The 24,340-nt window shown below is 67.3% G+C and carries 15 protein-coding genes; 6 read left to right on the top strand and 9 right to left on the bottom strand.

Features of this window, described 5'->3' with window-relative positions:
* Positions 1–3: 3 nt before the first annotated feature.
* The 8 genes from LJ754_RS13805 to LJ754_RS13770 form a co-directional block, all read right to left on the bottom strand.
* Complete coding sequence (locus LJ754_RS13805) at positions 4–2,478, bottom strand: transglutaminase-like domain-containing protein (RefSeq protein WP_227927017.1); 2,475 nt, start codon at positions 2,476–2,478, stop codon at positions 4–6.
* The gene (locus LJ754_RS13800; RefSeq protein ID WP_227927016.1) at positions 2,475–3,833 is read right to left on the bottom strand and encodes a DUF58 domain-containing protein; all 1,359 of its coding nucleotides are present in this window, start codon (positions 3,831–3,833) and stop codon (positions 2,475–2,477) included. Before LJ754_RS13800 ends, LJ754_RS13805 begins: the two co-directional genes overlap by 4 nt.
* 3 nt (positions 3,834–3,836) lie before the next feature.
* On the bottom strand, positions 3,837–4,814 hold the full coding sequence (locus LJ754_RS13795; protein ID WP_227927015.1) for an AAA family ATPase: 978 nt from the start codon (positions 4,812–4,814) through the stop codon (positions 3,837–3,839).
* Between the two features lie 43 nt (positions 4,815–4,857).
* Positions 4,858–10,983, bottom strand: coding sequence for an Ig-like domain-containing protein (locus LJ754_RS13790; protein ID WP_227927014.1), 6,126 nt, complete (start codon positions 10,981–10,983; stop codon positions 4,858–4,860).
* Between the two features lie 171 nt (positions 10,984–11,154).
* Positions 11,155–12,327, bottom strand: a complete 1,173-nt coding sequence (locus tag LJ754_RS13785; protein ID WP_227914191.1) for an adenylate/guanylate cyclase domain-containing protein — start codon at positions 12,325–12,327, stop codon at positions 11,155–11,157.
* Entirely contained in the window at positions 12,320–12,889 is a 570-nt protein-coding gene (locus LJ754_RS13780; protein WP_227914190.1) for a PH domain-containing protein, read from the bottom strand. Before LJ754_RS13780 ends, LJ754_RS13785 begins: the two co-directional genes overlap by 8 nt.
* A gap of 42 nt (positions 12,890–12,931) precedes the next feature.
* A complete protein-coding gene (locus LJ754_RS13775; protein WP_227927013.1) occupies positions 12,932–13,798 on the bottom strand; it encodes a biotin--[acetyl-CoA-carboxylase] ligase in 867 nt (288 codons plus the stop codon).
* A gap of 81 nt (positions 13,799–13,879) precedes the next feature.
* Positions 13,880–14,737, bottom strand: coding sequence for an SDR family oxidoreductase (locus LJ754_RS13770; protein ID WP_227927012.1), 858 nt, complete (start codon positions 14,735–14,737; stop codon positions 13,880–13,882).
* Between the two features lie 261 nt (positions 14,738–14,998).
* On the opposite strand from LJ754_RS13770, the gene LJ754_RS13765 reads away from it, so the two are divergent.
* The 5 genes from LJ754_RS13765 (at position 14,999) to LJ754_RS13745 (ending at position 21,018) form a co-directional block, all read left to right on the top strand.
* Positions 14,999–16,594: an acyl-CoA carboxylase subunit beta gene (locus LJ754_RS13765; protein WP_227927011.1), complete on the top strand. Its 1,596-nt coding sequence runs from the start codon at positions 14,999–15,001 to the stop codon at positions 16,592–16,594.
* Positions 16,591–16,830 carry an acyl-CoA carboxylase epsilon subunit gene (locus LJ754_RS13760; RefSeq protein ID WP_227927010.1) on the top strand — a complete coding sequence of 80 codons (240 nt, stop codon included), beginning with the start codon at positions 16,591–16,593 and terminating at the stop codon, positions 16,828–16,830. The genes LJ754_RS13765 and LJ754_RS13760 overlap by 4 nt, the downstream gene beginning before the upstream one ends.
* 87 nt (positions 16,831–16,917) lie before the next feature.
* Entirely contained in the window at positions 16,918–18,615 is a 1,698-nt protein-coding gene (locus tag LJ754_RS13755) for a DUF885 domain-containing protein (RefSeq protein ID WP_227927037.1), read from the top strand.
* A gap of 191 nt (positions 18,616–18,806) precedes the next feature.
* A complete protein-coding gene (locus tag LJ754_RS13750) occupies positions 18,807–20,231 on the top strand; it encodes a dicarboxylate/amino acid:cation symporter (RefSeq protein ID WP_227914185.1) in 1,425 nt (474 codons plus the stop codon).
* Positions 20,232–20,382: 151 nt separating this feature from the next.
* On the top strand, positions 20,383–21,018 hold the full coding sequence (locus LJ754_RS13745) for a Maf family protein (protein ID WP_227927009.1): 636 nt from the start codon (positions 20,383–20,385) through the stop codon (positions 21,016–21,018).
* Positions 21,019–21,139: 121 nt separating this feature from the next.
* Here the strand turns inward: LJ754_RS13745 and LJ754_RS13740 are convergent, their stop codons facing one another.
* A complete protein-coding gene (locus LJ754_RS13740; protein ID WP_227927008.1) occupies positions 21,140–22,078 on the bottom strand; it encodes an endonuclease domain-containing protein in 939 nt (312 codons plus the stop codon).
* 358 nt (positions 22,079–22,436) lie between these two features.
* Between LJ754_RS13740 and LJ754_RS13735 the strand changes: the two genes are divergently transcribed.
* Complete coding sequence (locus tag LJ754_RS13735; RefSeq protein ID WP_227927007.1) at positions 22,437–24,248, top strand: acetyl/propionyl/methylcrotonyl-CoA carboxylase subunit alpha; 1,812 nt, start codon at positions 22,437–22,439, stop codon at positions 24,246–24,248.
* Positions 24,249–24,340 lie beyond the last annotated feature (92 nt).

Below are 24,340 nucleotides of genomic sequence, written 5' to 3'. Positions count from 1 at the left end.
GCCCTATCCGGAAGTATCACTAAAGTGATCTGGCTTACTAGTTCTCCTCCATACCCTAACCGACGGCAGCGCCCATCGGCCCGGGCTCAAGCGGCGGGTCCGCATCCGGGCATCCAGCAGCAGGGACCGCGGGGAATATCTTGCCCGCTGCCGCCGCCAGAACCCTACCGAACCGGTCATGGCACCCAGCTGTTCCTCCACCTGCTTCCAGTACTCCTCGACCTCTTCCTCGGAAGGCTCTCCGGGGCCGAAAATGCCGGCGTCGGCACGGCGTGCCAACAGCACCGTGGAGTCGGCTGCCGCCGGGAACGAGTCCTGCAGCAGGGCGGCGTGTTCGCGCCGGGTGGCACGGCTGGGCGGCTTGGCACCGAGGTCCGTTGCCATGCTCACCACCTCGTTCCAGCCGCCTCCGACCCGCCGCGAAGGCGGGCCGGTACGGCGCCGCTTCCGGCGCCGTCGAAGCTTGACCATCAGGATCAGCAGCAGCGGACCGAAAAGGATGACGAGCGGCAGCGAAGCCAGCCCAACCAAACGCAGCCAGTAGCGGAAGGTGGCCCAGAAGTCCTCCTGCTGCTCCTCGGGTTCCTGCGCGTCCGCGTTGGTGTCCGGCGGCAGCTCGGCAGGCTCCTGCGGCGGAGGCGGCGGCTGCAGGACCTGGGGCTTGGGCGTGGACTTGGGCTGCTGCTGCGGGGGGACGGGCTCGTTGTCCTCGTCGGGGGTCGGGAAGAACGGCACCCAGCCCACGCGCTCAAACTCCACTTCCACCCATGCGTGCACGTCATCGCCGGTAATCTTCAGGGGTGCGGACGGATCGTCCACCTCCTCCCAGTCCGGATAAAAGCCCATCACCACACGCGCCGGAATGCCCAGCTTGCGTGCCATCAGGGCCATGGTGACGGCGTACTGCTCGTCGTCACCGACCATCTGGTCCGCGTCCATCAGGGTCTGCAGACGGGCAGCTCCGTGCCCGGGCAGGGACGGTGTTTCCCCTTCCTTGCCGTTGCTGAAGTAACCTTCGGACGCCAGGATCTGCTGGAGCCGGCGCACCCGCTGGACCGGGCGGGCTTCGTCGCCCACATAGTCGGCGGCTTTGGACCCCAGTACGGGCGGGTCGTTGAAGACCCGGGGAAGCTGCGTGCCGGAGAAGCGGTACTGCGCCAGCTGCGCGTCGTCGGGCTCGTCCGGCAGCAGCACGTTGGCTTCGTAGGAATCCCCGGGCTGCAGCTGGGCCACCGTCAACGCCGTGCCGGAGGTTTCGCTGTAGTACAGGCCGGAAGCCAACTCCGCTGCCCGGTCCCCGTTCACCTGGAAACCGGTTGCCAGGCCCGCGGCCGGCACCCAGACCCCGCGGTACTCGCCCACCGTAATCTTGAGGTGCGCTTCCGTGCCTTCGCCGCCGGTCTGGACCAGGTCGGATCGGGCGTCCCCGACCCGGGTGAAGTTTCCGTCCGTGCCCGGGTCAACGCTGTACACCACGCCGTCGTAGGCGTCCAGAGCGGCCAGGCGGATCCGCTGGCCTTCGGGAAGGCCTTCCACGGTAAAGAGGGTGGTATCCGGCTCATCCTTGACGTACCGCCGGAAGTCCGTGAGCGGGCTGGGATAGTCAAAGAGGTCAACGGGAGGCTCGACGACGTCGCGCAGCACCTTGCGCCCGTCGCCCTGGTCCAGCAGCGGGGCCACGCCTACGGAGGCGGCAAGGGCCACCGCAAGCACTGCCGCCCCGAAGCCCAGACGCCGGGCGCGGGCGGCCCGGGCCGCTCCCGACACCTGCTCCGGACCCTCGCGCAGGCTGCGCCGGGAGGCGTCCGTGGGAGCTGCGGCACCGGTCCGCGCCGGGCTCTGCAGGGTAACAGTCTCCACGCTCCCACGGCGAAGCTCGCGCCGGTAGGCCAGCCAGGGCATCAGCAGGCCGATCAGCAGCGCGCCGCGGATTCCCGGCAGCGGGGCCTGGTCCGTGCCCAGGGCAATGGCAGCAGTGAAGAGCAGCACCACCGGCAGCAGCACCCAGTACTGCCGCTTGGCACGCCAGGCCAGCACTCCGGAGACCAGGGCGCAGGCAAAGGCCAGCAGGAAGGGAACCACCAGCATCCCGGCGGCTGAACCGACCGGCGGAGCAATCGTCAGCAGGTCCTTCCAGGCGAACACCACGCCCAGCACGATCACCCGGACGGAGGCGAAGGAAGGGAGAATTCCGGCCAGTGCTTCCCGGGGAGCCGCAAAGGCACTCCCCAGCAGTACGTACGCCGCGGCTGCGGCGCCGGTGGTCGCCCAGAATCCCCAGCGGAGCCGGGCAGAAGTTTCCGCGAGTCCAAGCCCGAGCAGGATGCCGCCGAAACCGGCAACCAGGAACCGGGGATCCCATCCGAAGGTTGGGCCGAAGCCGAGTACCCCGAGGGACAGCATGGCGGTGAGCAGCGCCCAGTCCGCCAGCCGCGGCATCAGGGCGTTCGGCCTGGGGCCGGTTAGCCCGGCACTCATGCCACGGCCTTGCGCAGCACGGCCGGAAGGCCGTCAAGGTTCCCTACGTCCAGCACGGCCAGGTCGCCGATGGCAGCCAGGGCCGGTTCCAGGCCGGCGCCGCACCGCAGCGCAATGCAGCGGATGCCCGGGGGAACCTTGGTGGACGCGGACCGCAGCGCCGCACCGTTGGGTTCGGTGCCGGTCACCAGGAACACCACGGAAGCGTTGGGAACTGCGTCCGCCGTCGTCCTGGCCAGGTCAACTATCCCGGAGGCCCGGGCCTGCCCCTGCGCTTCGGTCAGCCCGTCCAGCATGGTGCCCGGTGCCGTGCACCGGATTGGCCCGTCCTGGGAAAGCACCGATAGTGCCAGCTGTTCACGGAAGGCCTGCAGCCCCAGGGAACCAGCCACGGAGACGGCCAGTTCCAGGTCATCTTCGGAGGAGTATTCGGCCGTGTTAAGGGACAGCGCCACGGCGACGTGTGAGCGCCGGGTCTCCTCGAACTGGCGAACCATCAGGGTGCCTGTCCTGGCCGTTGTTTTCCAGTGGATATGCCGGCGGTCGTCACCGGGGACGTAAGCCCGCAGGGCATGGAACGCGACGTCGGAACTGGACAGGTCCGTGGTCGGCTCCCCCTCCAGGTCGCGGATGAACCCCGTTGTTGATCCGCTGAGCGACACCGTGCGGGGATGCACGTATAGGTCCACGGGGTCTGCCCACGTGACGCGGCGGCCCATCAGCCGCAGCGGGTCCTGGCGGACGGATTCCACCGGGCCCACCACAATGACCGCGCGGCGGCGGGTGGGGATGCTGAACAGTTCTTCATGGGTCTGCCCCGGGCGCATGCGCGGCAGGTCGAAAGCAGCTGTGGCGTTGCCCACCGGCAGCTCGAAGGTCACCGGCAGCAGGGCCCGCGCCGCGGTGCTGGTGATGCTCAGGCTGCCGACCGCAGCGTCGCCCACGGCAACCCGGGTGCGGACCAGGTCCAGCTCGACGTTGTAGGACAGCCGTCCCACCACAAAGGCGGTTCCCAGTACCAGCAGGACAGCAGAGCCGACGGCGGCAACCAAGGCCTCCTGCCAGTTAAAGACCGCGCCCAGCAGCCAGAACATGGCGGTGAACCCCAAAGCCAGCCAGCCGAGCGGGCTGACGGCGGCTGCGCCTGCGCGCAGTCCTGTCGCAGCGGTTGCTGCCAGGCCTCCGGTCCGGTCCAGGACCGGGCGGAGGCGGCGGGCTGCCGGGGCGAGCCTTGGTGCTGCGGCCCGCCAATAAGCCGAGCGCTGCATGGTCCGGCGCAGGCGCAGGAAACGACGGCGCAACTGGACTGCGGCGCTCCGGCCCCGGCGGGAGCCGCGCTTGGTGATGTTGGGCATGGATCAGGCCTGCGCCTCTGCACGCTGCTGGGGTGCGGGCACATCAGCCAGCACGGACAGCAGGACTGCCTCGGGACTGGCCCCGGCAAATTCCGCTTCGGGATCCATGACCAGCCGGTGCGTCCAGACCGCCGGCGCCAGTGCCTTTACGTCGTCGGGCAGGACATAGTTCCGCCCTTCGGATGCAGCCCGGATTTTTGCCACCCGGACCATGGCGAGGGCGCCGCGGACGCTGACGCCGAGCCGGGTTTCGGTAGCCGTACGGGTGGCCGAGACCAGGTGGGAAATGTATTCCAGCACTGCAGGTTCCACATGCACGGTGGTGCCCAGCTCCGCCATGTCGCGCACGGCCGTTGTGGTGATGACCGGGGTCAGGGCAAGTGACCGGTCCCGGGTGGAGGAGCCGGAAAGCAGTTCCAGCGTGGCCTCGTGGTCCGGGTAGCCAATGGAGGTCTTGATCAGGAAACGGTCCAGCTGGGCTTCGGGCAGCCGGTAGGTGCCGGCCTGTTCAATCGGGTTCTGGGTGGCGATCACCATGAACGGCCGATCCTGGGTGTAGGTTTCACCGTCCACTGTGACCCGTGATTCCTCCATGACTTCCAGCAGCGCGGACTGGGTCTTGGGCGAGGCGCGGTTGATCTCGTCGGCCAGCACGATGTTGGCGAAGATCGGCCCGCGGTGGAACTCGAACAGCTGGGCTTTCTGGTCGTAGATGGTGATGCCGGTGACGTCCGAAGGCAGCAGGTCCGGGGTGAACTGGATGCGGGAGTTCGAGCCCTGCACGGTCGCCGCCAGGGACCGTGCCAGCATGGTTTTGCCGGTACCCGGTGCGTCCTCGAGCAGCACGTGCCCCTCGGCCAGCATGGCAGTGAGCACCAGCCGCACGACGTCGTTCTTCCCCAACACCGCCTGCCCTACGTTCGCAGTGAGGCGTTCAAAGGTCTCGGCAAACCATGCTGCCTGTTCTTGGGTCATTGCCATGTTTATGTCTCCAGTCATTCCGCTGTCCATACCTGCATGCCACTTACCCGCACTTGCCCATGTCTTCCGGCGGCGTATTGCCGAAGCCCGTGTGCATTCCGGTGATGTAGTAGTTGTTGTTTGCTGTGCGCGAGCCTGAGGCCTGGCGGTACCAGATTTGGCCGACACCGTCCGTGCCGTAGCAGCTGGACATCATAGTGTCCCCGGCCTCATACCAGTGGTCGCCCGCACACGATCCCTGGGCATATCCGGCACCGGGCTGCTGCCCCATGCATGAACGGGTTCCGGGCGGGATTGCCCCGGTGACCGGCCATTCCGATCTCTGCTCTCCCGTGGTAACCGTCTTGACTGCCTCCGGCCCGGGCGTGCCGGCCGAGTTCAGCGACCGGACCTTGACGATGTGTTCCTTGCCCCAGTCCTTGATCTTGAGCTTGTTGTCCCAGGGATCACGGCGCTGCCACTCTCCGCCGTCCACCGAGAGCTCGATGGCTACCGAGTCGAAGGCATTGGGATCCGGAGCGGCCCATTCCAGCTTCGCGGACGGTGCCACCCAGGTTCCGTTGGTCACCGAGGTGAACACCGGGGTTCCCGGGGCACCCTGCGGCCTGACCGGCGCTGACAGGGCACCGCCCGGCCCGCTGTAGGAGTTTCCGTCGATGTTCACCGACGCTTGCAGTGACGCCGTAATGGGGGTGCCGTTGCGCAGGCCTTCCACCACATCGCCGCTCCGCACCGTCCTGCTATCCAGGAACGCTCCGTCTGCAAAGAACGTCGCCGTGTAGATAACTTCGGACTCGCTGGCCCCGTTGCGTGCGTCAGCGGACAACGGCGGGAAGGTGATCCTCACGGCCTTCCCCACGCCGTCGGCGTTTGCGGGCTCAAGCTTCGGCGCCGGCGGCGCTCCCGGTTCGCCCATCGCCCGACGGGGCAGCGAGCGTGGACCGGCTTCTCCCCAGCCGCTTCGGTTCCTGGCCTGCACGGCGTATGAGTATTCCCGTTCAGAGTTCTTCACCCGAACGGTCAGGTTGGACACGGCGCTGCCGGTGTCCAGTGTCTGCTTGAGCTGGTCGCCTTGGTACTCGTAGACCCTGTATTCCAGGATTTCAGCACCGTTGCCCGGTGCGTCATCCCAATCCACGGTCATCTGGGTTTCCGTGCCGAGCGGCAGGGCACTCTGCGTGGTGGGCGTGGCGGGAGTCCCGGGCACCCCGCTGGGATGTTCGGGCGCTGAATAGTCGCTCCAGTCGGAGGGTTCCGGCGCATTGTTGCGCGCCTGGATCCGCACCCGGTAGCTGGTGCCGTTTTCCAGGCCCGTCCAGACCAGGGTTCCGCCCGCGGCGGGAGCGGACTTCTGCACTGCCCCGTTGGGCGGGGCAGGGGAAATCTGCAGGTCGTATCCGTTGATTGGCGAACCGTCGTTGGCCGGTGCCGCCCAGTTCACCTTCAGTTCCCGGTCCCCGAAAACCAGTTCCGGGGGCGCCGGGCGCCCGGGTTTGTTGTCCGGCCGGGCGACGGCGGAGGTGGGCGAAGGCGCACTGGTTCCGTGCGCGTTGGTCGCGGCTACGCGGAAAACATACTCCACGTTGTTGGTTAGTCCTTCAAGCGTGCAGGTCGTGGCAGCGCAGGCCTGGGTGAATCCGTTGTTGGCGCTCACGGTGTAACCGGTGATCGGTGATCCGTTGGCTGCCGGCGGATTCCAGGTCAGGACCACGGTGCGGCTGCGCGTGGATTCCACCACGGGGGTGGCCGGCGGCGCCGGTTTGCCCTGGACGGTCAACCGGATCTGGCCTACGGCGTTGCGGCCGGGTTCGCCGGTGCGGTCACGGACCGTATAGCGGACCGTCATATTGCCTACGAATTCCGCACCGGGCGTCACGACCACGGATGAACCCTGGCGGACGGCGGTGCCGTTGCCGTCGGCCGCCACGTCCACCAGCTCGAGCGGTTTGTCCGTGAACGGGTTGACGTCATTGTCGAGCACCGGAACGGTGACGGACCGTCCCTGCACGGCGTCGGCGACGACGTCGTCGTTGGCAACCGGCAGATGCCGGGTGGAAGCGAGGACTGTCATGTCCACCCTGCCGGTCACCGGGTCTCCCCGTCCGTCCGAGACGGAGACCGAAAGTTCGCCCGTCGTGCCGACCGCGGCGTCGTCCTTGGCCGTGACGTACAGGACGCTGCCGTCGAGTTTGGCGTCGAAGCCCAGCGGCACCGACCCGGCCAGACGGAACTTGAGCCGGCCGGCGTCCTCCGGATTCGGATCCGAAGCCAACACGGCGAGGTCCAGGGCTTCTGCCGGCTCGCCCTTTGCGGTTTCCACGGTGCCGGAACTGAGCGCCGGCGGGTAGTTCTGTTCAGGCAGCGGGATCACGTTCACCAAAACCGTCAGGGTTGCCTTCAGCCCTTCCGGATCTTCCGGACCGGCGCCGTCGGTGACTTCGAAAGTCACCGAGCCCAGTCCCGAATAATCAGGGTGGGGCGCGTACCGCAGGACCGTCGGGCTGATCACGCGCACCCCGCCGTCCTTGGTCCCCGTAGCCTTTACCTGTTCGGCTGCCGTCACGCGCGGTGTCCGCCCGTCACGAACCACCACCAGGCTCTTCAGGTTCAGGTCCAGGGTGCTGCCCGCCTGCACCTCCAGCGGCTCAGCCTTGCGCAGCATCGGATACTGGGTGCTCAGGCCGGGAACCCAGATGATGGCGCTTGCCATGCCGCCGTCTTCGTCCTGGGCCGAATAGGGGATGATCTGCGCTTCCTCGGTGAGGTCTACCCGTATCTTCTCCCCCGCCACGGAGGCGGTGGGATGCTCGCCGAGAATGCTGAGGTCCATATCTTCGGCGAGTCCGTCCGGGTCTTCGTCGTTTTCCAGGACCGGAACTTCGACAAAGCTCTTGTCGCGCGTTTCCGCCGGGTCCACCAAGTCGTCCCGTGCATGCGGCGGCAGCAGCGGTGCGTTGACGTCGGAGACCACCGTGAGGCTGCCGGTGGACATGCCGCCGCGGTTGTCCTTGATCCCGTAATTGATGTTGTAGGTTCCCGGCTCCTTCGGGGCGAGCAGCAGGACTTTGGACTTGTCGGTCCGGGGTTCAAGGGCCGGGTCGCTTCCGCTGACGGCAGCAGTGTTCAAGGACACAGGATCACCGTCGGGGTCGGAGTCGTTGCCGATCACGTTGACCGAGGTTCCGCGGCCGGGGCGCAGCGTCACGCTGTCATTGACTGCCACCGGTTTCTGGTTGGCTTCAGCGGCGGGGGCAATACCGACCTGCACCGTGCCGGTATTTTCCAGTCCCAGCCGGTCCCTGACGGTGTAGGTAAACGAGTCGGTTCCGGCGGCCTGCGCCAGTCCGGTGTAGTCGATGTAGTTGGGACCCGCTTGCGCCGCACCCAGCGACGGCGCGGTTCCGATGCCGTTCAGGACCACAGAGTCACCTTCGGTGTCCAAGCCGTCCAGCGGGATCGGGATCCGCACGGTGGCCCCGGCCACCACCCTCCCCTCCACGTTCTGCGGTACGGGCGGCGTGTTTTTCTCGTCGTCCCGGGGCCTGATGGCGATGCTGACCTGGGCGGAGTTCTTCTGCCCGCTTTCGTCCGAAACCTCGTAGATCGCATAGACCGTCTTGGCGGAGGAACCTGCCACGAAGCGGAGGGTGTTGTCCGAGACGAACATCTGCCCGTCCGCCGGGTCGACGGACTGCGGCAGTACCGGGTTGACGGTCAGTTTCCCTCCGGTGGGCGAAGAATCGTTGTCCAGCACCGGAATAGTGACAACATCGCCCACCCGCACCACCGCATCGTCGGGTCCGGCGGAGGGCGGGAGGGCAGTGGCGGGCGGCTCGACGGGAATGACATTGACTTCACCCGTGGCCGTGGACATGCCGTTGGACACGGCATAGCTGATGGTCATCTGCTGTGGCAGCCCCCGCACATCATGGATCTGCAACAGGTGCCGGTCCAGGACGGCTACGTTGACCGGTGCCTCGTTCGGAGTGGATACGGACTGCACCACAAGCAGTCCGCCGGCCGGGTCCGTGTCGTTGCCCAGGACATCCACCAGGACGTTGCCGCCGCTGGGCAGCAGTGCGACGTCGCGAACTGCCACCGGCGCACCCTGCCGGCCCTCGGCTTGGGCATCGACCCGGATCAGGCCGCTGGCACTCTGGGGGCCGTTGGTCACGAGGTATTCAATGTAGTAGGTGCCCGCCGCGGTGGGCAGGAAGCCGATGGAACCGGTCTGGTAGTCAGGCGTGAGGGCCAGTCCGTTTTCGCCTTCCGCCTTGGCAAGCGAAAGCTGCCCGCCCGCGGGGTCCAGATCGTTCTTCAGCGGGAAGAGCTGGATGTGCTGGTCCACCGTGGCAGTGAAGTGATCGAAGTTCGCCACCGGGGGCAGCACCCCGGAGGGACGGACGTCGAAGGTGACGATCCCGTTGACCTCGTCGTAACCGTCCGAGACGGTGATGGGCACTTCTTTGATGCCCTGGGTTTTCCCGACATCCCGGAAATCGAGCAGGCCATCGGAGTTCGGGCGGACTTGGTCCCCGTCTTCCGTGGGTTCGGCACTGGTCAGGACCAGGTCGTCACCGTCCGCATCCTTCCAGTCATTGAGGATGTTCTGGCTGACCTCCTTGCCCTGTTCCAGCAGGATCTTGGTGCTGCGCCGCGGCTCGGGCGGCGTGTTGCTGCCGGGGGCGGGGACCTGGATCGTCACGGTTGCGGTGTCTGTGCCTCCGCGCCCGTCATTGACCTCATAGGTAAAGGTGCCGGTTCCCTCGGGGGTGCCGGCGGGAACTACGATCTGCAGGGCGGCGCCGTTGTAGATGGGCTGCACCGACCCGACCAGCGGCTGGTCCCCTATCACGGAGGCGGTCAGCAGGTCGCCGTCGCTGTCGCTGTCGTTCTCGAGCACCTGCAGGATGGTGGTGCGCCCGGCCCGGGCACCCAACCTGTCATCCGAAGCAGACGGTGGCTGGTTTTCAGTGGTCCGGTCTGGCAGGGCATTCACCGGGTTCTCGCTGGCGGCTTCCTCTTCGTCGTCGTCGTTGCTCTGCTCCGGCGGAATGACGTCCCCCCAGTTGTCCACCAACTGCATGTTTTCCAGGACCAGCCATACGCCGCCGCCGTTGACATCATTGAGGACCACCACGTCGCGGTTCACGCGGAAGACCAGTTCGGAAGACGGGCTGAGGCCGGGGATATCCTCCCGGGTGTCCTCGGCGTCGTTGCCGCATTCCCGCACATGGGTTCCCGAGCCGGCCCAGGCCGCGTACACGCAGTCGCCAAGCAGCACCGGAGCCGCAGCACCGCCGCCTGAGTCCACCTTGGTAACGTCCGCTTCCCCGCCGTCCAGGGGTTGGAGGACCAGGGCCTGGGATGTTGCTACGGCCACGAAGTCGCTGGCGGGTCCGCTCTGCTGCAGCTTGGCGTTCTTTCCCTCCGGAAGCCCAATGGTTTCACCGTCCGGCAGCAGAAGCGTTCCGGTTTCCGGATTCAGGACCACGGGCTTGTTGCCCACAGCGGCGATGGAGGGGTCTTTGAAGTCCTTCAGCGCAGGTGCTTCGCGGCTCTCCGGCTCGCCGTACGTCCCGTCGTCGTCCTTTTCGAACGTGTAGAGCACGCCGTCCCGGGGGGCTGCGGCCACCACCTGTCCGTCGGAGGACACCGCTGCAATCACGCCCGGTTTGCCTTCGAGGACCGGCTCGGTTTCTGCATCACTGAAAAATCCCAGTTCTGACGCCGAGAGAATCCACAGTCTGCCCTGGGCCGGGTCGGTGATGGCCACAGTTTCGGCGCCGAAGGAAAACTCGGCGGCACCGGGAAGCTGCACTTCGGCCCCGCGAGCCACGTTGGCCACGTCCACCGGGCTGGCCTTGGACTGGTCCGTGTTGAGGTTGAAGACAGTGCCGGCGTTCTGCAGCACATCGAAGTTGTCACTGTTCGCGGTGTAACCGCCGTCGAGCAGCCGGGAAGGGTAGTTCAGGTGGCCCACCATGCCCTGGGTGCGGTTGGTGACCCAGACCCCGCCGTCGTTCAGGTCCACATCGGCGCTGGCGAACCCCGGATACAGCAGTGCTCCGGTCACCAGCCCTGCGGTGACCGCAGCGGCCGAGCCAACCGACACTGCCCTGCGCCGCTTGCGGCTGAGCAGACGTGCATTTCCCCCATGCGCTGCCACGATGTTTCCCCCTGGTTTTGACCTGCAGCGGAAAAGGGGTCCGGCAACCCCCGAGACAGGGAGCGGACACCACAGTTCCACCGCATAGTGTTACACAGATCTCATCTGGAGGTAACTTGCGTCACTGCCCATGGGAACGGGCCGCGGGGCGGGCCGCGGAGGGACCCGGAATCAGTCCAGGACCAGCCCCGATCCGGTGCCGCGGGCCAAAGTCACCGGGTGGATTTCACCAAACCCGCGCACGTTGCGCGGCTGATGCGGGATGAGGACAAACTTCGGGTTGTCCTTCAGCGCGGCCGCGGTGGAGGCATCGGTCAGCACAGTGCCGGGCTCGGCCAGGGACGTCAGCCGGGAGGCAAGGTTCACGGTGGGGCCGTAGATGTCTCCCAGCCGGGACAGGACGCGTCCCCAGACCAGGGAGACGCGGGCCGAGGGCAGCAGCTCATCTTCGGTGAAGGCCTTCGCCAGTGCCAGTGAAATTTCGGCACCGGCCTCAGGTGTCTCGGCGTTGAAGAGCACTTCGTCGCCGATGGTCTTGACCAGCCGCCCGCCGCCCACCGAAATGATCTCGGCACACTTGTGCTCAAAACGCTGCACCATCTGCGCCAGGGTCTTCTCGTTCATCTGCCGGGAAAGGCTGGTGTAGGAGACAAGATCAGCGAAACCCACCGCCCGTGCCAGCGGCAGCGGGGCATCATCCGAGGCGCTGCCGTCGTGGCTGGCCAGGCCCGCTTCGGCGCGCAGGGCCAGCCGCTGGATGGCCGCATTAAGCTGCCGCTTCCAGGCGTAGACCAGCGTCTTTTCCAACGGTTCAATCAAATCGGGCAGGGCCGCCACCAGGTTCTTGCGGGCCTCGGCGTCGGTGATTCCGCGCCTAGCCACCATTTCTTCGACCAGTGCTTCAACCTGCCACACCACCATGCGGTCCGTCATCTGGCCGATGGAACGCATGATGGAAATGGCCGCTTCCTCGGTGAGCTGCTCGTCGCGCACCAGTTCAATCACGGTGCTGAGCGCCTCCCGGTCCTGCTCGGTGAAAAAGACCGCGTCGTCGTCGAGGTTCGGGAAACCCATGGCGCGCCAGAGCTTGCGGGCCGAGAGGAGCGAGACGCCCGCTTCGGCGGCAGCTTCACGGCGCCTCAAGGTCCGCGGACCGCCGATCAGCTGCGCCTCGAGCCTGCGCACGTCCTCCCGGTCAATTTCCGTACCCGTGTCCGCCGCCGAATAGTCCGGGCGGGGCGCCGTTGCGGCCTGCAGCGGGTCCGCCGGCACGGAATCGGCAGGCACTGACAGGGGTTCGGGGTGGCTGGCGGCGCCGGCCTCGCCGTGGCCTGCGTCAGTCATTGTCCCTCCGTTCGTAGTCGTATCCCCCGTCTGAATCAATATCTACACCATCAAACATGGCGGTCAGCGGCAGCTGGCCTATGGCCGAGACCACTAGCGACCGGAAGCGGTGCACTTCGGGCACCGCCGGGTACTGCATCACCCGCCCGTGTCCGAGGTCCAGCACCAGCGTGCCGCTTCCCTGCATCCGGTCCGGCACGGACTGCCGTATTTCCAGCTGGTAGATGGCAGCCAGGGCAATCTCATGCTCACGCCGCAGCAGCACCCCCTGGCGCTGGATCAGCCGGCGGTCGGTGAGGATGATGCGGCCGGCCAACCAGCGCAGCACGGGCGGGACGCAGTAGCGCAGCAGGAGCAGCACGGCCACGGCAGCGACGGCGGGCTGCAGATACGGACTCCACTCGCCCAGCTGCCCGGGCAGGCTGTCCCGGCCGAGCCAGCCGTATGCGTATCCGGCGGCGGCACCGGTGACTCCGGCCAGTACCAGCGGTTTCCACAGAGAACGGGCGTGCGGGCGTCCGGCGGTTATGAGGTGTTCGCCGGGATACAGTCTCAGGCGCACCGCCCACCGCCTGCCGAAAGGCACAGTCCGGTCCTCATATGCTCAGGCCTGCCCGGCGCGCAGGTGCACCACATCGGCGGCGCTGACCGTGTGCGGGTGCCCCTGCTCATCGACAATAACGAGGGCTCCCGTGGGCGCCAGCGCCGCAGCACGGCCCAGGAGGGCTCCGCCCCCGGGCAGCTCGGCACGCACGTCCCGGCCCAGGGTGGTCAACCGTGCGGTAACCCTGCCCCGCAACGAGTCCTGCCCGCCTGCGGGCACGGCGTCGGCATCTCCGTCTACGGAGCAGAACAAGCGGTAGCCGTCCGCCAGGGCCAGCAGGTAGTCCTGGAGCAGGATGTTGCGGTCCGTGGTGGAGGCATACTCCATCAGCAGGCTGGTGGCCGTGGGAACCGGCAGGTCCTCATCGGTGAGGCTCACGTTCAGGCCGGCACCCACCACTGCGGCCGGCGGTGCGCCGTCGCTGGAGGGAACCAGCTGCGCCAGCACCCCGGCGAGCTTGCGTCCGTCCACCATCACGTCATTCGGCCATTTCAGCCGGGCTTCCACGCCGGTGCGGGCGGCTATGCTCTCTGCCATCGCCAGCGCGGCCAGCAGCGACAGCCAGCCGTAGGAGTCCGTGGGCAGCGGGCGCCCGTCCCGGTTCACCGGCCGCATCAGGACGCTGACAAACAGCGAGGACCGTTCCGGTGCCACCCAGCTGCGGTCCATCCGGCCGCGGCCGGCGTTCTGCAGTTCGGCGGTCAGCACCGTCAGGTCCGGAACCTCCCAGGGCCGCAGGCGGGCGGCGTCGGCCAGGTCCGTGTTGGTCGATCCTGTTTCCTGTACTACTTCCAGGTCCGCATACGGGCCGGCGGGGGCCACCAGGGCCGCCCGCAGGCGGTCCGGATCCAGGGCCGGTCTTTCCATGCTGGAGTAGTGCAGTTGCATGCATCCGATCTTACGCGGGCGCCCTGACATTGACGGGCACCCGGTTCCGTGCGGGCCAGGCTAGAGGAAGAAGTCCGGCATCAGCGACTCTGCGGGCACGCCCGGCGCGTACCGGCTGAAATCGGTGATGCCTTCCTCCCGGAGGACGGCTTCATCGGTGTAGAAGTTGCCGGTCGACTGGCTGCTGGGCCGGGTCAGGATGGCATGTGCAGCATCGGCCATGATGTCGGCGCTGCGCGACGCCGCCGCCAGCTTGTCGCCGCCGGGCATGTTGCGGATTGCCGCGGTGTCGATGCCGGTGACCGGCCATAGCGAGTTCACCGCCACGCCGTCGTTCTTCAGTTCCTCCGCCAGGCCGAGCGTAGTGAGCGACATTCCGTACTTGGCCAGGGTGTAGGCGAGGTAGTTGCCGGCCCACTTGGGGTCCATGTTCAGGGGCGGGGAGAGCGTCAGGATGTGGGCGTTATCGGACCGGCGCAGGGCGTCCAGGGAGAACTTGGACAGCATAAAGGTGCCGCGGGTATTGATGTCCGCCATCAGGTCATAGCTCTTCATCGTCACGGCGTCGGTGCCGGACAGATCAATGGCCGAGGCGTTGTTCAGGACAATGTCGATCCCGCCGAACTGTTCCACGGCGGCTTGGACCGCGCGGGCAACGTCTTCGTCGCGGCGCACGTCGCCGATGATCGGGAGGGCCTTGCCGCCGGCAGCCTCCAACTGTTCGGCGGCGGTGTAGACCGTGCCTTCCAGCTTGGGGTGCGGCTGCGCCGTTTTGGCGAGCATTGCAATGTTGGCGCCGTCCGCTGCGGCACGCAGGGCAATGGCAAGTCCGATGCCGCGGCTGCCGCCGGACATCAGGATGGTGCGTCCGGCCAGGGACCGCGACGCCGTTTCCGGGGTGCTGTTGGGTGTGCTCATGCCTCGACAGTAATACACACCACAGCTAAGTTACCCGTCAGTAACATCGTGTCCGCATGTCGGCCCCCATCTGCGCCGGACCAAGCACCGGGACGCGAAATTGTAGGATTTCTACACTCAGTCCCGGTGCAGGCGCTCACTAGACTGGGTAAACCACACCCCGTAAACCGCACGCATTTTGTGCGGAACCTACTTAACGCCCAGCACGGCCCTTCCCGCCGGAAGGTTCCCGCGCTACTCGACCGGCACCCGGAGGCCTTCTTGAGCATCGACCAGGACACGAACCTGCACACGACCGCAGGCAAGATCGCCGAGTTCCGGCGGCGCCAGGCCGAGGCAGAGCTGCCCTCCGGACAGGCCGCCGTCGAGAAGCAGCACGCCCGCGGCAAGCACACTGCCCGGGAGCGCATCGATTTGCTGGTCGACGCCGGGTCCTTCGTGGAGTTCGATGCACTGGCTGTCCACCGCTCCACCGCGTTCGGGATGGAAAAGAAGAAGCCCCTGGGCGACGGCCTGGTTTCCGGCTACGCCACTGTGGACGGCCGTCCCGTGGCCGTCTACAGCCAGGACTTCACTGTGTACGGCGGTTCCCTGAGCCAGGTCAACGGCGAGAAGATCGTCAAGGTGCAGGAATTCGCGCTGCGCACCGGCTGTCCCGTGGTGGGCATCCTCGACGGCGGCGGCGCCCGCATCCAGGAAGGCGTCGCGTCGCTGGCCATGTTCGCTGACATCTTCCGCAACAACGTGCATGCGTCCGGGGTGGTGCCGCAGATTTCCCTGATCATGGGCCCCTCCGCCGGCGGTGCCGCGTACTCCCCCGCCCTGACCGACTACGTCGTTATGGTGGACAAGACCTCCCACATGTTCATCACCGGACCCGACGTCATCAAGACGGTCACGGGCGAAGACGTGGACATGGAAACCCTGGGCGGTGCCCGCCAGCACAACGCCACCACGGGCACGTCCACGTACCTCGCCTCGGACGAGGAGGACGCCATCGAGTTCGTCCGCGAACTGCTGGACTTCCTGCCGTCCAACAACCTTGCCGAAGCACCGCTGACCGCTTTCGACTCCGATCCGGAACCCACCGAGGCGGACCTGGCCCTGGACACCCTCATCCCGGACTCCGCCAACCAGCCCTATGACATCCGGGCCGTCATCGAGAACGTGCTGGATGACGGCCACTTCCTGGAAATGCAGGCCCTCTACGCACCGAATGTGATCATCGGGTACGGGCGGGTCGAAGGCCACACCGTGGGCATCGTGGCGAACCAGCCCATGCAGTTTGCCGGCACCCTGGACATCGCCGCTTCTGAGAAGGCCGCACGCTTCGTCCGGAACTGCGACGCCTTCAACATTCCCATCCTCACCTTCGTGGACGTGCCGGGCTTCCTGCCGGGCAAGGACCAGGAGTTCAACGGCATCATCCGCCGCGGCGCGAAGCTGCTCTACGCCTACGCCGAGGCCACCGTCCCCAAGCTCACCGTCATCACCCGCAAGGCCTACGGCGGGGCCTACATTGTGATGGGCTCCAAGAAGCTGGGCGCCGACCTCAACCTCGCCTGGCCCACCGCGCAGATCGGCGTGATGGGCGCCCAGGGCGCCGTCAACATCCTCTACCGGGCGCCGCTGAAGGCAGCCGCCGACGCCGGGGGCGATGTCGAAGACGTCCGCCGCCAGTACATCGAGCAGTATGAAGACGAGCTGCTCAACCCGTACCAGGCTGCCCAGCTCGGATACGTGGACGCTGTGATTGCCCCCTCCGAAACCCGGCTGCAGCTGATCCGCGGGCTGCGGGCCCTGCGCGAGAAGCGCGCCGCCCTGCCGGCCAAGAAGCACGGGAACATGCCGCTGTGAGCACCGCGGACCTATCCCCCGAGTCGCCGGCCCCCGACGCACCCCTGCTCTCCGTGGTGGCCGGCAACCCCACGGACGAGGAGCTCGCGGCGCTGGCCGCCGTCGTCGCCGGGCTGGCGGCTGAAGAAGCAGTGCTGCCGGCACCGCGCCCGGCACACCGGATTTGGACCCGGCGCCGGATGCTCCGGCTCGAGCCGACCCCCGGGCCGGGCTCCTGGCGGCGCAGCTTCCGTTAGCCCCCTTGCGGAACGGCGATTAGGCCCGCCGGGCGCCTCTGCGGTTAGGCTACCTTTGTGAGCCAACAGACATCATCTTCCGAGCCCATGTCCACCGCGGCCAGCGCACCGGCGCGCCAGCCCACTGCCATCGACGCCGTGGCCAATGCATACACCGCCACCCTCCTCGACCTGGATCCGTCCCTTGCCACCTCCCTGGGCATCCCGGGGCGGGAAACCGAATACGGCGACTATTCCCCCGCAGGCCTGGAGTCCTTCGCCGAAGCCATCCGGGAAACTCTCAGCCGCCTGGACGGCCTGGAACCCGCGGACGACGTCGACCATGTCACCCTGGACGCCATGCACGAGCGCCTCGGCCTGGACCTGGAGATCCACGAATCCGGCTGGGACCTGTCGGACCTGAACAACATCGCTTCCCCCGCCCAGGGCATCCGCAGCATCTTCGACCTGATGCCCACGGATACCGAGGAGCAGTGGCACCACATTGCCGGCCGGCTGAACAACGTCGACGACGCCGTCGCGGGCTACATCACCAGCCTCCGCAGCGGACTGGAACAGTCGCTGGTGCCGGCCCGCCGGCAGGTCAAGATCGTCATCGAGCAGGCTTCCGCCTATGCCGAGGACGGCGGGTTCTTCGACGCCCTGTCCGCCAACGCATCCCTGCCCGGCGGCGAAAACCTCCCCGAGTCACTGCTGGCCGAGCTGCGCACCGGCGCCGAGTCCGCCCGCCGCGCGTACCTGTCCCTGGCCACTTTCCTGGAATCCGAGATGCTGCCCGCAGCGCCGGAGAAGGACGCCGTCGGCGCCGAACGCTACGCACTAATGTCCCGCCGGTTCCTGGGCTCCTCCGTCAATCTGGAGGAGACCTACCAGTGGGGCGTGGAAGAGCTGGACCGCATCATCGCCGAACAGGAAGCCGTAGCGGAGCAGATCCGCCCCGGCGCCACTGTGCAGGAGGCAATGGACATCCTGAACGAGGATCCGGCCCGGCAGCTGCACGGCACCGATGAGCTGCAGTCCTGGATGCAGGACCTGGCGGACCGCGCCGTGGAAGACCTGGCCGGCTCGCACTTTGACATCACCGGACCCATGCGCCGGATCGAGTGCATGATCGCCCCCACCCAGGAGGGCGGCATCTACTACACCGGCCCCAGCGATGACTTCTCCCGGCCCGGGCGCATGTGGTGGTCCGTTCCTGCGGGCGAGGACACCTTCACCACATGGCAGGAGACCACCACGGTCTACCACGAGGGCGTACCCGGGCATCACCTCCAGATTGCCACGGCGACGGCGGCGCGCGGGCTGCTCAACGACTGGCGGCGGAACATCTGCTGGGTTTCCGGCCACGGCGAAGGTTGGGCGCTGTACGCCGAGCGGCTGATGGACCAACTGGGCTACCTCAGCGATCCGGGCGACAAGATGGGCATGCTTGATGCCCAGCGGATGCGCGCGGCCCGCGTGGTCTTCGACATCGGCGTCCACTTGGAACTGGATATTCCCGAGCGCTGGGGCGAAGGCACCTGGACAGCTGAGAAGGGCTACGACTTCCTTAGGCAGAACCTGACCATCAGCGAAGGCCAGTTGAACTTCGAGTTCACCCGCTACCTCGGCTGGCCGGGCCAGGCGCCGTCCTACAAGCTGGGCCAGCGGCTCTGGGAGCAGATCCGCGACGAGGTCCGCAGCCGCGAAGGGAACGCCTTCGACGAGAAGGCCTTCCACACCCGGGCCCTGCAGCTGGGCTCGGTGGGCCTGGACACCCTGCGGGGGGCCCTGCTGGGGAACTAACCCGGTTCCGGCGCCTTCCTCCAGTGCGAGGTTCGTCACAGTGCCCCGGGGAATACCCCGGGGCACTGCCCTTTCTCCGCAGGACGCCGCGGGCCTGCAGCGCGCTACCTGCAAAGCACCCGTTTTGGCCGGCGTAATATTTCGCAACTTCAAGGCAGGTCTGGTAGTGGTCCGCCGTTAGAGTCTTCTCCGTGACCACACAGACCTCCTCCCCTGATTCCCCCGCCCGGCGTTTGCCCAAGTGGGCAACGTCCTTCGGGCCGCAGATCATCGCTGCGCTCATCGCCGGCCTGGCCCTTGGCTTGCTGGCCAAGTCGATGGGCTCCAACGGTGACGAGCCGAACTGGCTGACCACCACCCTGAGCACCATCGGCACCAGCTACGTTTCGTTGCTGAAGACCGCCGTTGTGCCGTTGATCTTCACGGCCGTCGTCAGCTCGATCGCGAATCTGCGTGCCGTCTCCAACGCGGCACGGCTGGCCTGGCAGACCCTGCTGTGGTTCGCCCTTACCGCACTGATCAGCGTGGTCATCGGCATGGTGCTGGGCACCGTGCTGCAGCCGGGTAACAATGCCGACGTCGCCCAGGAGGACTTCCACGGCAGCCAGGGCAGCTGGCTGGGCTTCCTCACCGGCCTGATCCCGGGCAACTTCCTTGGCCTGGGTGCCAGCTCCAAGGTCGCCGAGAGCGGCGACGTGAGCACCAGCGTCAGCTTCAACGTGCTGCAGATCCTCGTGATCGCCATCGCCGTCGGCATCGCCGCCCTCAAGGTCGGCAAGGCCGCAGAGCCGTTCCTGGCCTTGAACGCGTCGGCGCTGGCCGTGATCCAGAAGGTGCTGTGGTGGATCATCCGCTTGGCCCCGGTGGGCACCGTCGGCCTGATCGGCACCGCCGTGGCCACCTACGGCTGGGACACCATCGGTTCCCTGGGCATGTTCGCACTGACCATCTACATCGGTCTTTTCCTGGTCCTGTTCGGCGTCTACCCGGCACTGATCAAGAGCCACGGCCTGTCCGTACGCCAGTGGTTCTCCGGCGCCTGGCCGGCCATCCAGCTGGCCTTCGTGTCCCGCTCCTCCGTGGGAACACTGCCGCTGACCCAGCGCGTCACCGAACGCAACCTCGGTGTATCCCGGGCCTATGCGTCCTTCGCCGTACCCCTGGGCGCCACCACCAAGATGGACGGCTGCGCCTCGATCTACCCGGCCGTATCCGCGATCTTCGTGGCACAGTTCTTCGGCATTGACCTCGGCTTCACCGACTACCTGCTGATTGCCCTGGTCTCCGTGCTGGGTTCAGCCGCCACCGCCGGCACCACCGGCGCCGTCGTGATGCTGACCCTGACGCTGTCCACGCTGGGCCTGCCGCTGGCCGGCGTCGGGCTGCTGCTGGCCATCGATCCGATCCTGGACATGGGCCGCACGGCCGTCAATGTGGCCGGCCAGACCGTGGTTCCCACCCTGGTGGCCAAGCGCAACGGCCTGCTGGATGCCGAGCTTTACAACGCCAAGCGTGAGGGCGACCCGTTTGCGGACGACTCGGAGCAGATCGACCCGGTGCGGACCGCTGCGGAGCAAACCGCCATCCAGGTGCCCGGAGCGGGTGTCAGGAGCTAGGTTCACCGCTTTGGCAGGGCCGTCCCCTTGGGGGCGGCCCTGCCGCGTTAACGGCCGGCCGGGCTGATGGACGGGCGCGGGCTGGCCGGGCCGGCTGAACCGGCGCCGGCGGCGTTTTTCCGGCGGCTTCCCCGGCACTAGGCTGGATGCCGTGACCAACCCGAACCTGAGCCTCATCCTGGCCTCCGCGTCCCCCGCCCGCACCAAACTGCTGACCGACGCCGGCATTGCCCACACGGTCCTTGTATCCGACGTGGATGAAGACGCCGTCACCGCCCGCTACGGGCTGACCGACCCGCACGACACCGCCCTGCTGCTGGCCCGCGCCAAGGCCGAAGCCGTGGCCGCACTGCCGGAGGCCGACGGCGCCCTGGTGATCGGCTGCGACTCGGTGTTCGAGTTCGACGGCGAGGCGCACGGCAAGCCGTGGGAGGCCGACGTCGCCCGTTCCCGGATCCGGCGCATGAGCGGTTCCTCCGGGGTGCTGCACACCGGGCACTGGCTGGTGGATTGCCGCGACACCGATGAGGACGGGTCCGGCGCAACCCTCGGCGCGGTCAGCTCCGCCGAGGTGCACTTCGCCAAGCTGTCCGACGAGGAAATCGAGGCGTACATCGCCACGGGCGAGCCGCTGCAGGTGGCCGGATCCTTCACCATCGATTCCCTGGGCGGCGCGTTCATCGAGCGGGTCGTCGGTGACCCGCACGCCGTCGTCGGGCTGTCCGTGTCCACGCTGCGCCAGCTGCTGTCCAGTGCAGGGGTGCGGATCATCGATCTCTGGAAGTAGGTCCTCGGCTCCCAACGGCGGTTTGCAGCACCCCACCCCGCGCACCTTTCGTACAGCTGATGCTGTCTGCACTCTTCTCAGGGCGCATTAGCTGCACACCAGGTGGCAGGCGCGGGCCGCATCAGCCCAATGGCCTCCATCCGCCCAGCACCAATCCCCGCCGCACCTTGGCGGCGACCCGGAACGATCCCTGGGCCAGATCGGTCCGGCTGATTTTCACCTGGTGCCATCCGAGTTCGGCAGTCCTCAGGTCGCGGTAGTGATCCCGTGCCTGCTGGTCCGGAGTGAGGTGGTGCGCACCGTCGTACTCAAGGCAGGTGCGGAATTCCCGGCAGCCCAAGTCCGTCCAGACCTGCGGCCGCCCGTAGTCATCGAGCAGGGCAACGTTTGGCAGGAACTCAGGCAGATCGGCATGTTTGGCCAGCATCAACCGAAGCCGGGTCTCGGGCGGGGAGTCCACCCCCACCCGGACAAGCCCCAACGCCTGCCGGCTGCGGCGCACGCCGGGTGTACCCGACCGCCGCTCGACCAGGTCCCGCAGCTCTGCCAGCGGAACCATGGGCCGGCGGGGTGGCCCGAAGTTGCGGTGGTGTTCGCTCACTATCTGGTCCCCCACCATGACGAGCTCCTCGATGGACAGAACACCGGCCAAGTCCAGCCAGGTACGGCCAACCGATGTGACAGGAAGGCCCGCAATATACGTAACGTCGTTGGATGCCAGTACCAGCCGATGCCCGCGGATATGGCGCCGTCGCGGGGGCGCGGATTTCGGGCTCCGGCTGAGGTGGAGCAGGGGTTCCTCGGTAAGCCTGCGCGGCACGGCCAGCCTGTGCAGCCTGGCAGCTGTTCCGTGGCTGATGACGGCGTCCGGAAGCATCTGCAGGTACGGGCGGCACCCGGCCGCCAGGTCAAACACCGCCGTCTGGGGAACCCGTACTGCTCTGCTGGGAGTACGCAGGTCCGATGCGCGGAGCCGGGCAACACTCAGCCCGGCGGCCCTGGCCTCTGAGTATGCAAAGGGGGCGGCAAATTGCTCCGGCAAGGGCTGCGGCTTCGGCATGGCTCTATTACAGATTGCCCTCAGGCTCGTTCAGCCGTTATCCACAGCCTCGCCGGGCTCGGACGCGGCCTGTGTACAGCTGATGTTGGTTCAGGCCGGCGCAGACAGCATCATCTGCACGCAAGGTGCACCACGGCCGCGCACAGACAGCATCAGCTGCGCAGAAGGTGGGCCGAAGCGGCGCAGGCGGCACCAGCTGCACGGAAGGAGCACCGCGGCCGAAGCGGCGGGCAAGCCATGTGCTTTGTAGAAACCCCACAACGAACAGCTGCGTCCCACGCAGAAACAGCACGCATTATGGCCCGAGACCACAAAACCGCGCTAGGCTCCGAACAGATCAAAAGGAGCCAGTGCACCAATGAGCCAGAACATCCCCGAGCCTGCCGCGACCTCCGCCAAGGCACTCACCAAGATCCTCATTGCCAACCGCGGCGAAATTGCCGTCCGGGTAATCCGCGCAGCGCGTGATGAAGGCCTTGCCGCCGTTGCCGTCTATGCCGACCCCGACAGGGACGCGCTGCACGTACGCCTCGCCGATGAGGCCTACGCGTTGGGCGGCAGCACCGCCGCGGAGTCCTACCTGGACATGGACAAAATCCTCGACGCCGCGGCGCGCTCCGGCGCAGATGCCATCCATCCCGGCTACGGCTTCCTCTCCGAAAACGCCGAGTTTGCCCAGCGCGTCATCGACGCCGGCCTGACGTGGATCGGCCCCTCCCCCAGCGCCATCTCCTCACTCGGCGATAAGGTCCAGGCCCGCCACATTGCCGCCAAGGTCGGCGCCCCGCTGGTACCCGGCACCCCGGATCCGGTCGAGTCCGCCCAGGACGTGCTGGATTTCGCTGACCGGCACGGCCTGCCCCTGGCCATCAAGGCTGCCTTCGGCGGCGGCGGACGCGGCATCAAGGTGGCCCGCACCCGCGCGGAAATCCCCGAGATGTTCGACTCCGCGGTCCGCGAGGCCACTGCGGCGTTCGGCCGCGGCGAGTGCTTCATCGAGCGCTTCCTGGACGCTCCCCGGCACGTGGAAACCCAGTGCCTGGCCGATGCCTACGGCAACGTCGTTGTGGTTTCCACCCGCGACTGCTCCCTGCAGCGCCGCAACCAGAAGCTGGTCGAGGAAGCCCCCGCCCCGTTCCTCACCGAGGAACAGACGGCCAGCCTGTACACGGCGTCCAAGGCCATCCTGAAAGAGGCCGGCTACCAGGGTGCAGGCACGTGTGAGTTCCTGGTCGGCACGGACGGCACCATCTCCTTCCTGGAAGTAAACACCCGCCTGCAGGTGGAGCACCCGGTGTCCGAGGAAGTCACCGGCCTGGACCTGGTCCGCGAGCAGTTCCGCATTGCCCGCGGCGAAGCCCTGGGCTACGGGGACCCGGAAATCCGCGGGCACGCCTTTGAATTCCGCATCAACGGCGAGGACCCGGGCCGCAACTTCATGCCGGCGCCGGGCACAGTCTCCGCGTTCAAGCTGCCCACCGGCCCCGGCGTCCGGGTCGATTCCGGTATTGAGGCCGGCGAAACGGTGGGCGGAAACTTCGATTCCATGCTCGCCAAGCTCATTGTTACCGGCGCCACCCGCAGCCAGGCGCTCCAGCGTGCCCGCCGCGCCCTGGCGGAGATCGACGTCGTTGGCATGCCGACCGTCCTGCCCTTCCACCGCGCCGTGGTGGCCGACCCGGCCTTCACCTCCGAAACCGGCTTCGGTGTCCACACCCGCTGGATCGAGACCGAGTTCGTGAACTCCCTGCCGGCTTGGAGCGGCGAGGCGGGCGAAGCGAACGACGACGACGAACGCCGCCGTGTGACCGTGGAAGTGGGCGGCAAACGGCTTGAGGTTGTGCTGCCCGCCGGGCTGGGCGGTGCCGGAAACGGCGCGTCCAACGGTGCCCGCAACGGCGGCAGCGGCAAGGGCCGCAAGCGTTCCCGCGGCGGTGCTTCCGCGGCAGCAGCCGGCAATGACCTGACCTCGCCCATGCAGGGCACCATCGTCAAGGTGGCGGTGGAGGACGGGACGGCCGTCCGGGAGGGCGACCTGGTGGTCGTCCTGGAGGCCATGAAGATGGAACAGCCGCTGACCGCGCACAAGTCCGGCACCGTCACCGGACTCACGGCGGTGCCCGGTGCAACCGTGTCCGCCGGCGCCGTCATCGCCACCATCGCCGACTAGGCCCGGGCCCGCAGGCCCGCAGGCCCGCGCGCCAGGCAACACGGGCAACACAGGCACCACAGGCTACACAGCACAACGGAAAGGCCCGGCTC

This window comes from Arthrobacter sp. zg-Y40, assembly GCF_020731535.1.
Lineage (GTDB): Bacteria > Actinomycetota > Actinomycetes > Actinomycetales > Micrococcaceae > Arthrobacter_B.
The sequence above is the reverse complement of the archived record's forward strand: the minus strand, read 5'-3'. Positions and strand labels throughout refer to the sequence as shown.

Coding starts and splice junctions, on each gene's coding strand:
- LJ754_RS13795 (WP_227927015.1), bottom strand. CDS start 4,814: ATGGCAATGACCCAAGAACAGGCAGCATGGTTTGCCGAGACCTTTGAA.
- LJ754_RS13735 (WP_227927007.1), top strand. CDS start 22,437: ATGAGCCAGAACATCCCCGAGCCTGCCGCGACCTCCGCCAAGGCACTC.
- LJ754_RS13805 (WP_227927017.1), bottom strand. CDS start 2,478: ATGAGTGCCGGGCTAACCGGCCCCAGGCCGAACGCCCTGATGCCGCGG.
- LJ754_RS13755 (WP_227927037.1), top strand. CDS start 16,918: ATGTCCACCGCGGCCAGCGCACCGGCGCGCCAGCCCACTGCCATCGAC.
- LJ754_RS13775 (WP_227927013.1), bottom strand. CDS start 13,798: ATGGAAAGACCGGCCCTGGATCCGGACCGCCTGCGGGCGGCCCTGGTG.
- LJ754_RS13800 (WP_227927016.1), bottom strand. CDS start 3,833: ATGCCCAACATCACCAAGCGCGGCTCCCGCCGGGGCCGGAGCGCCGCA.
- LJ754_RS13785 (WP_227914191.1), bottom strand. CDS start 12,327: ATGACTGACGCAGGCCACGGCGAGGCCGGCGCCGCCAGCCACCCCGAA.
- LJ754_RS13740 (WP_227927008.1), bottom strand. CDS start 22,078: ATGCCGAAGCCGCAGCCCTTGCCGGAGCAATTTGCCGCCCCCTTTGCA.
- LJ754_RS13770 (WP_227927012.1), bottom strand. CDS start 14,737: ATGAGCACACCCAACAGCACCCCGGAAACGGCGTCGCGGTCCCTGGCC.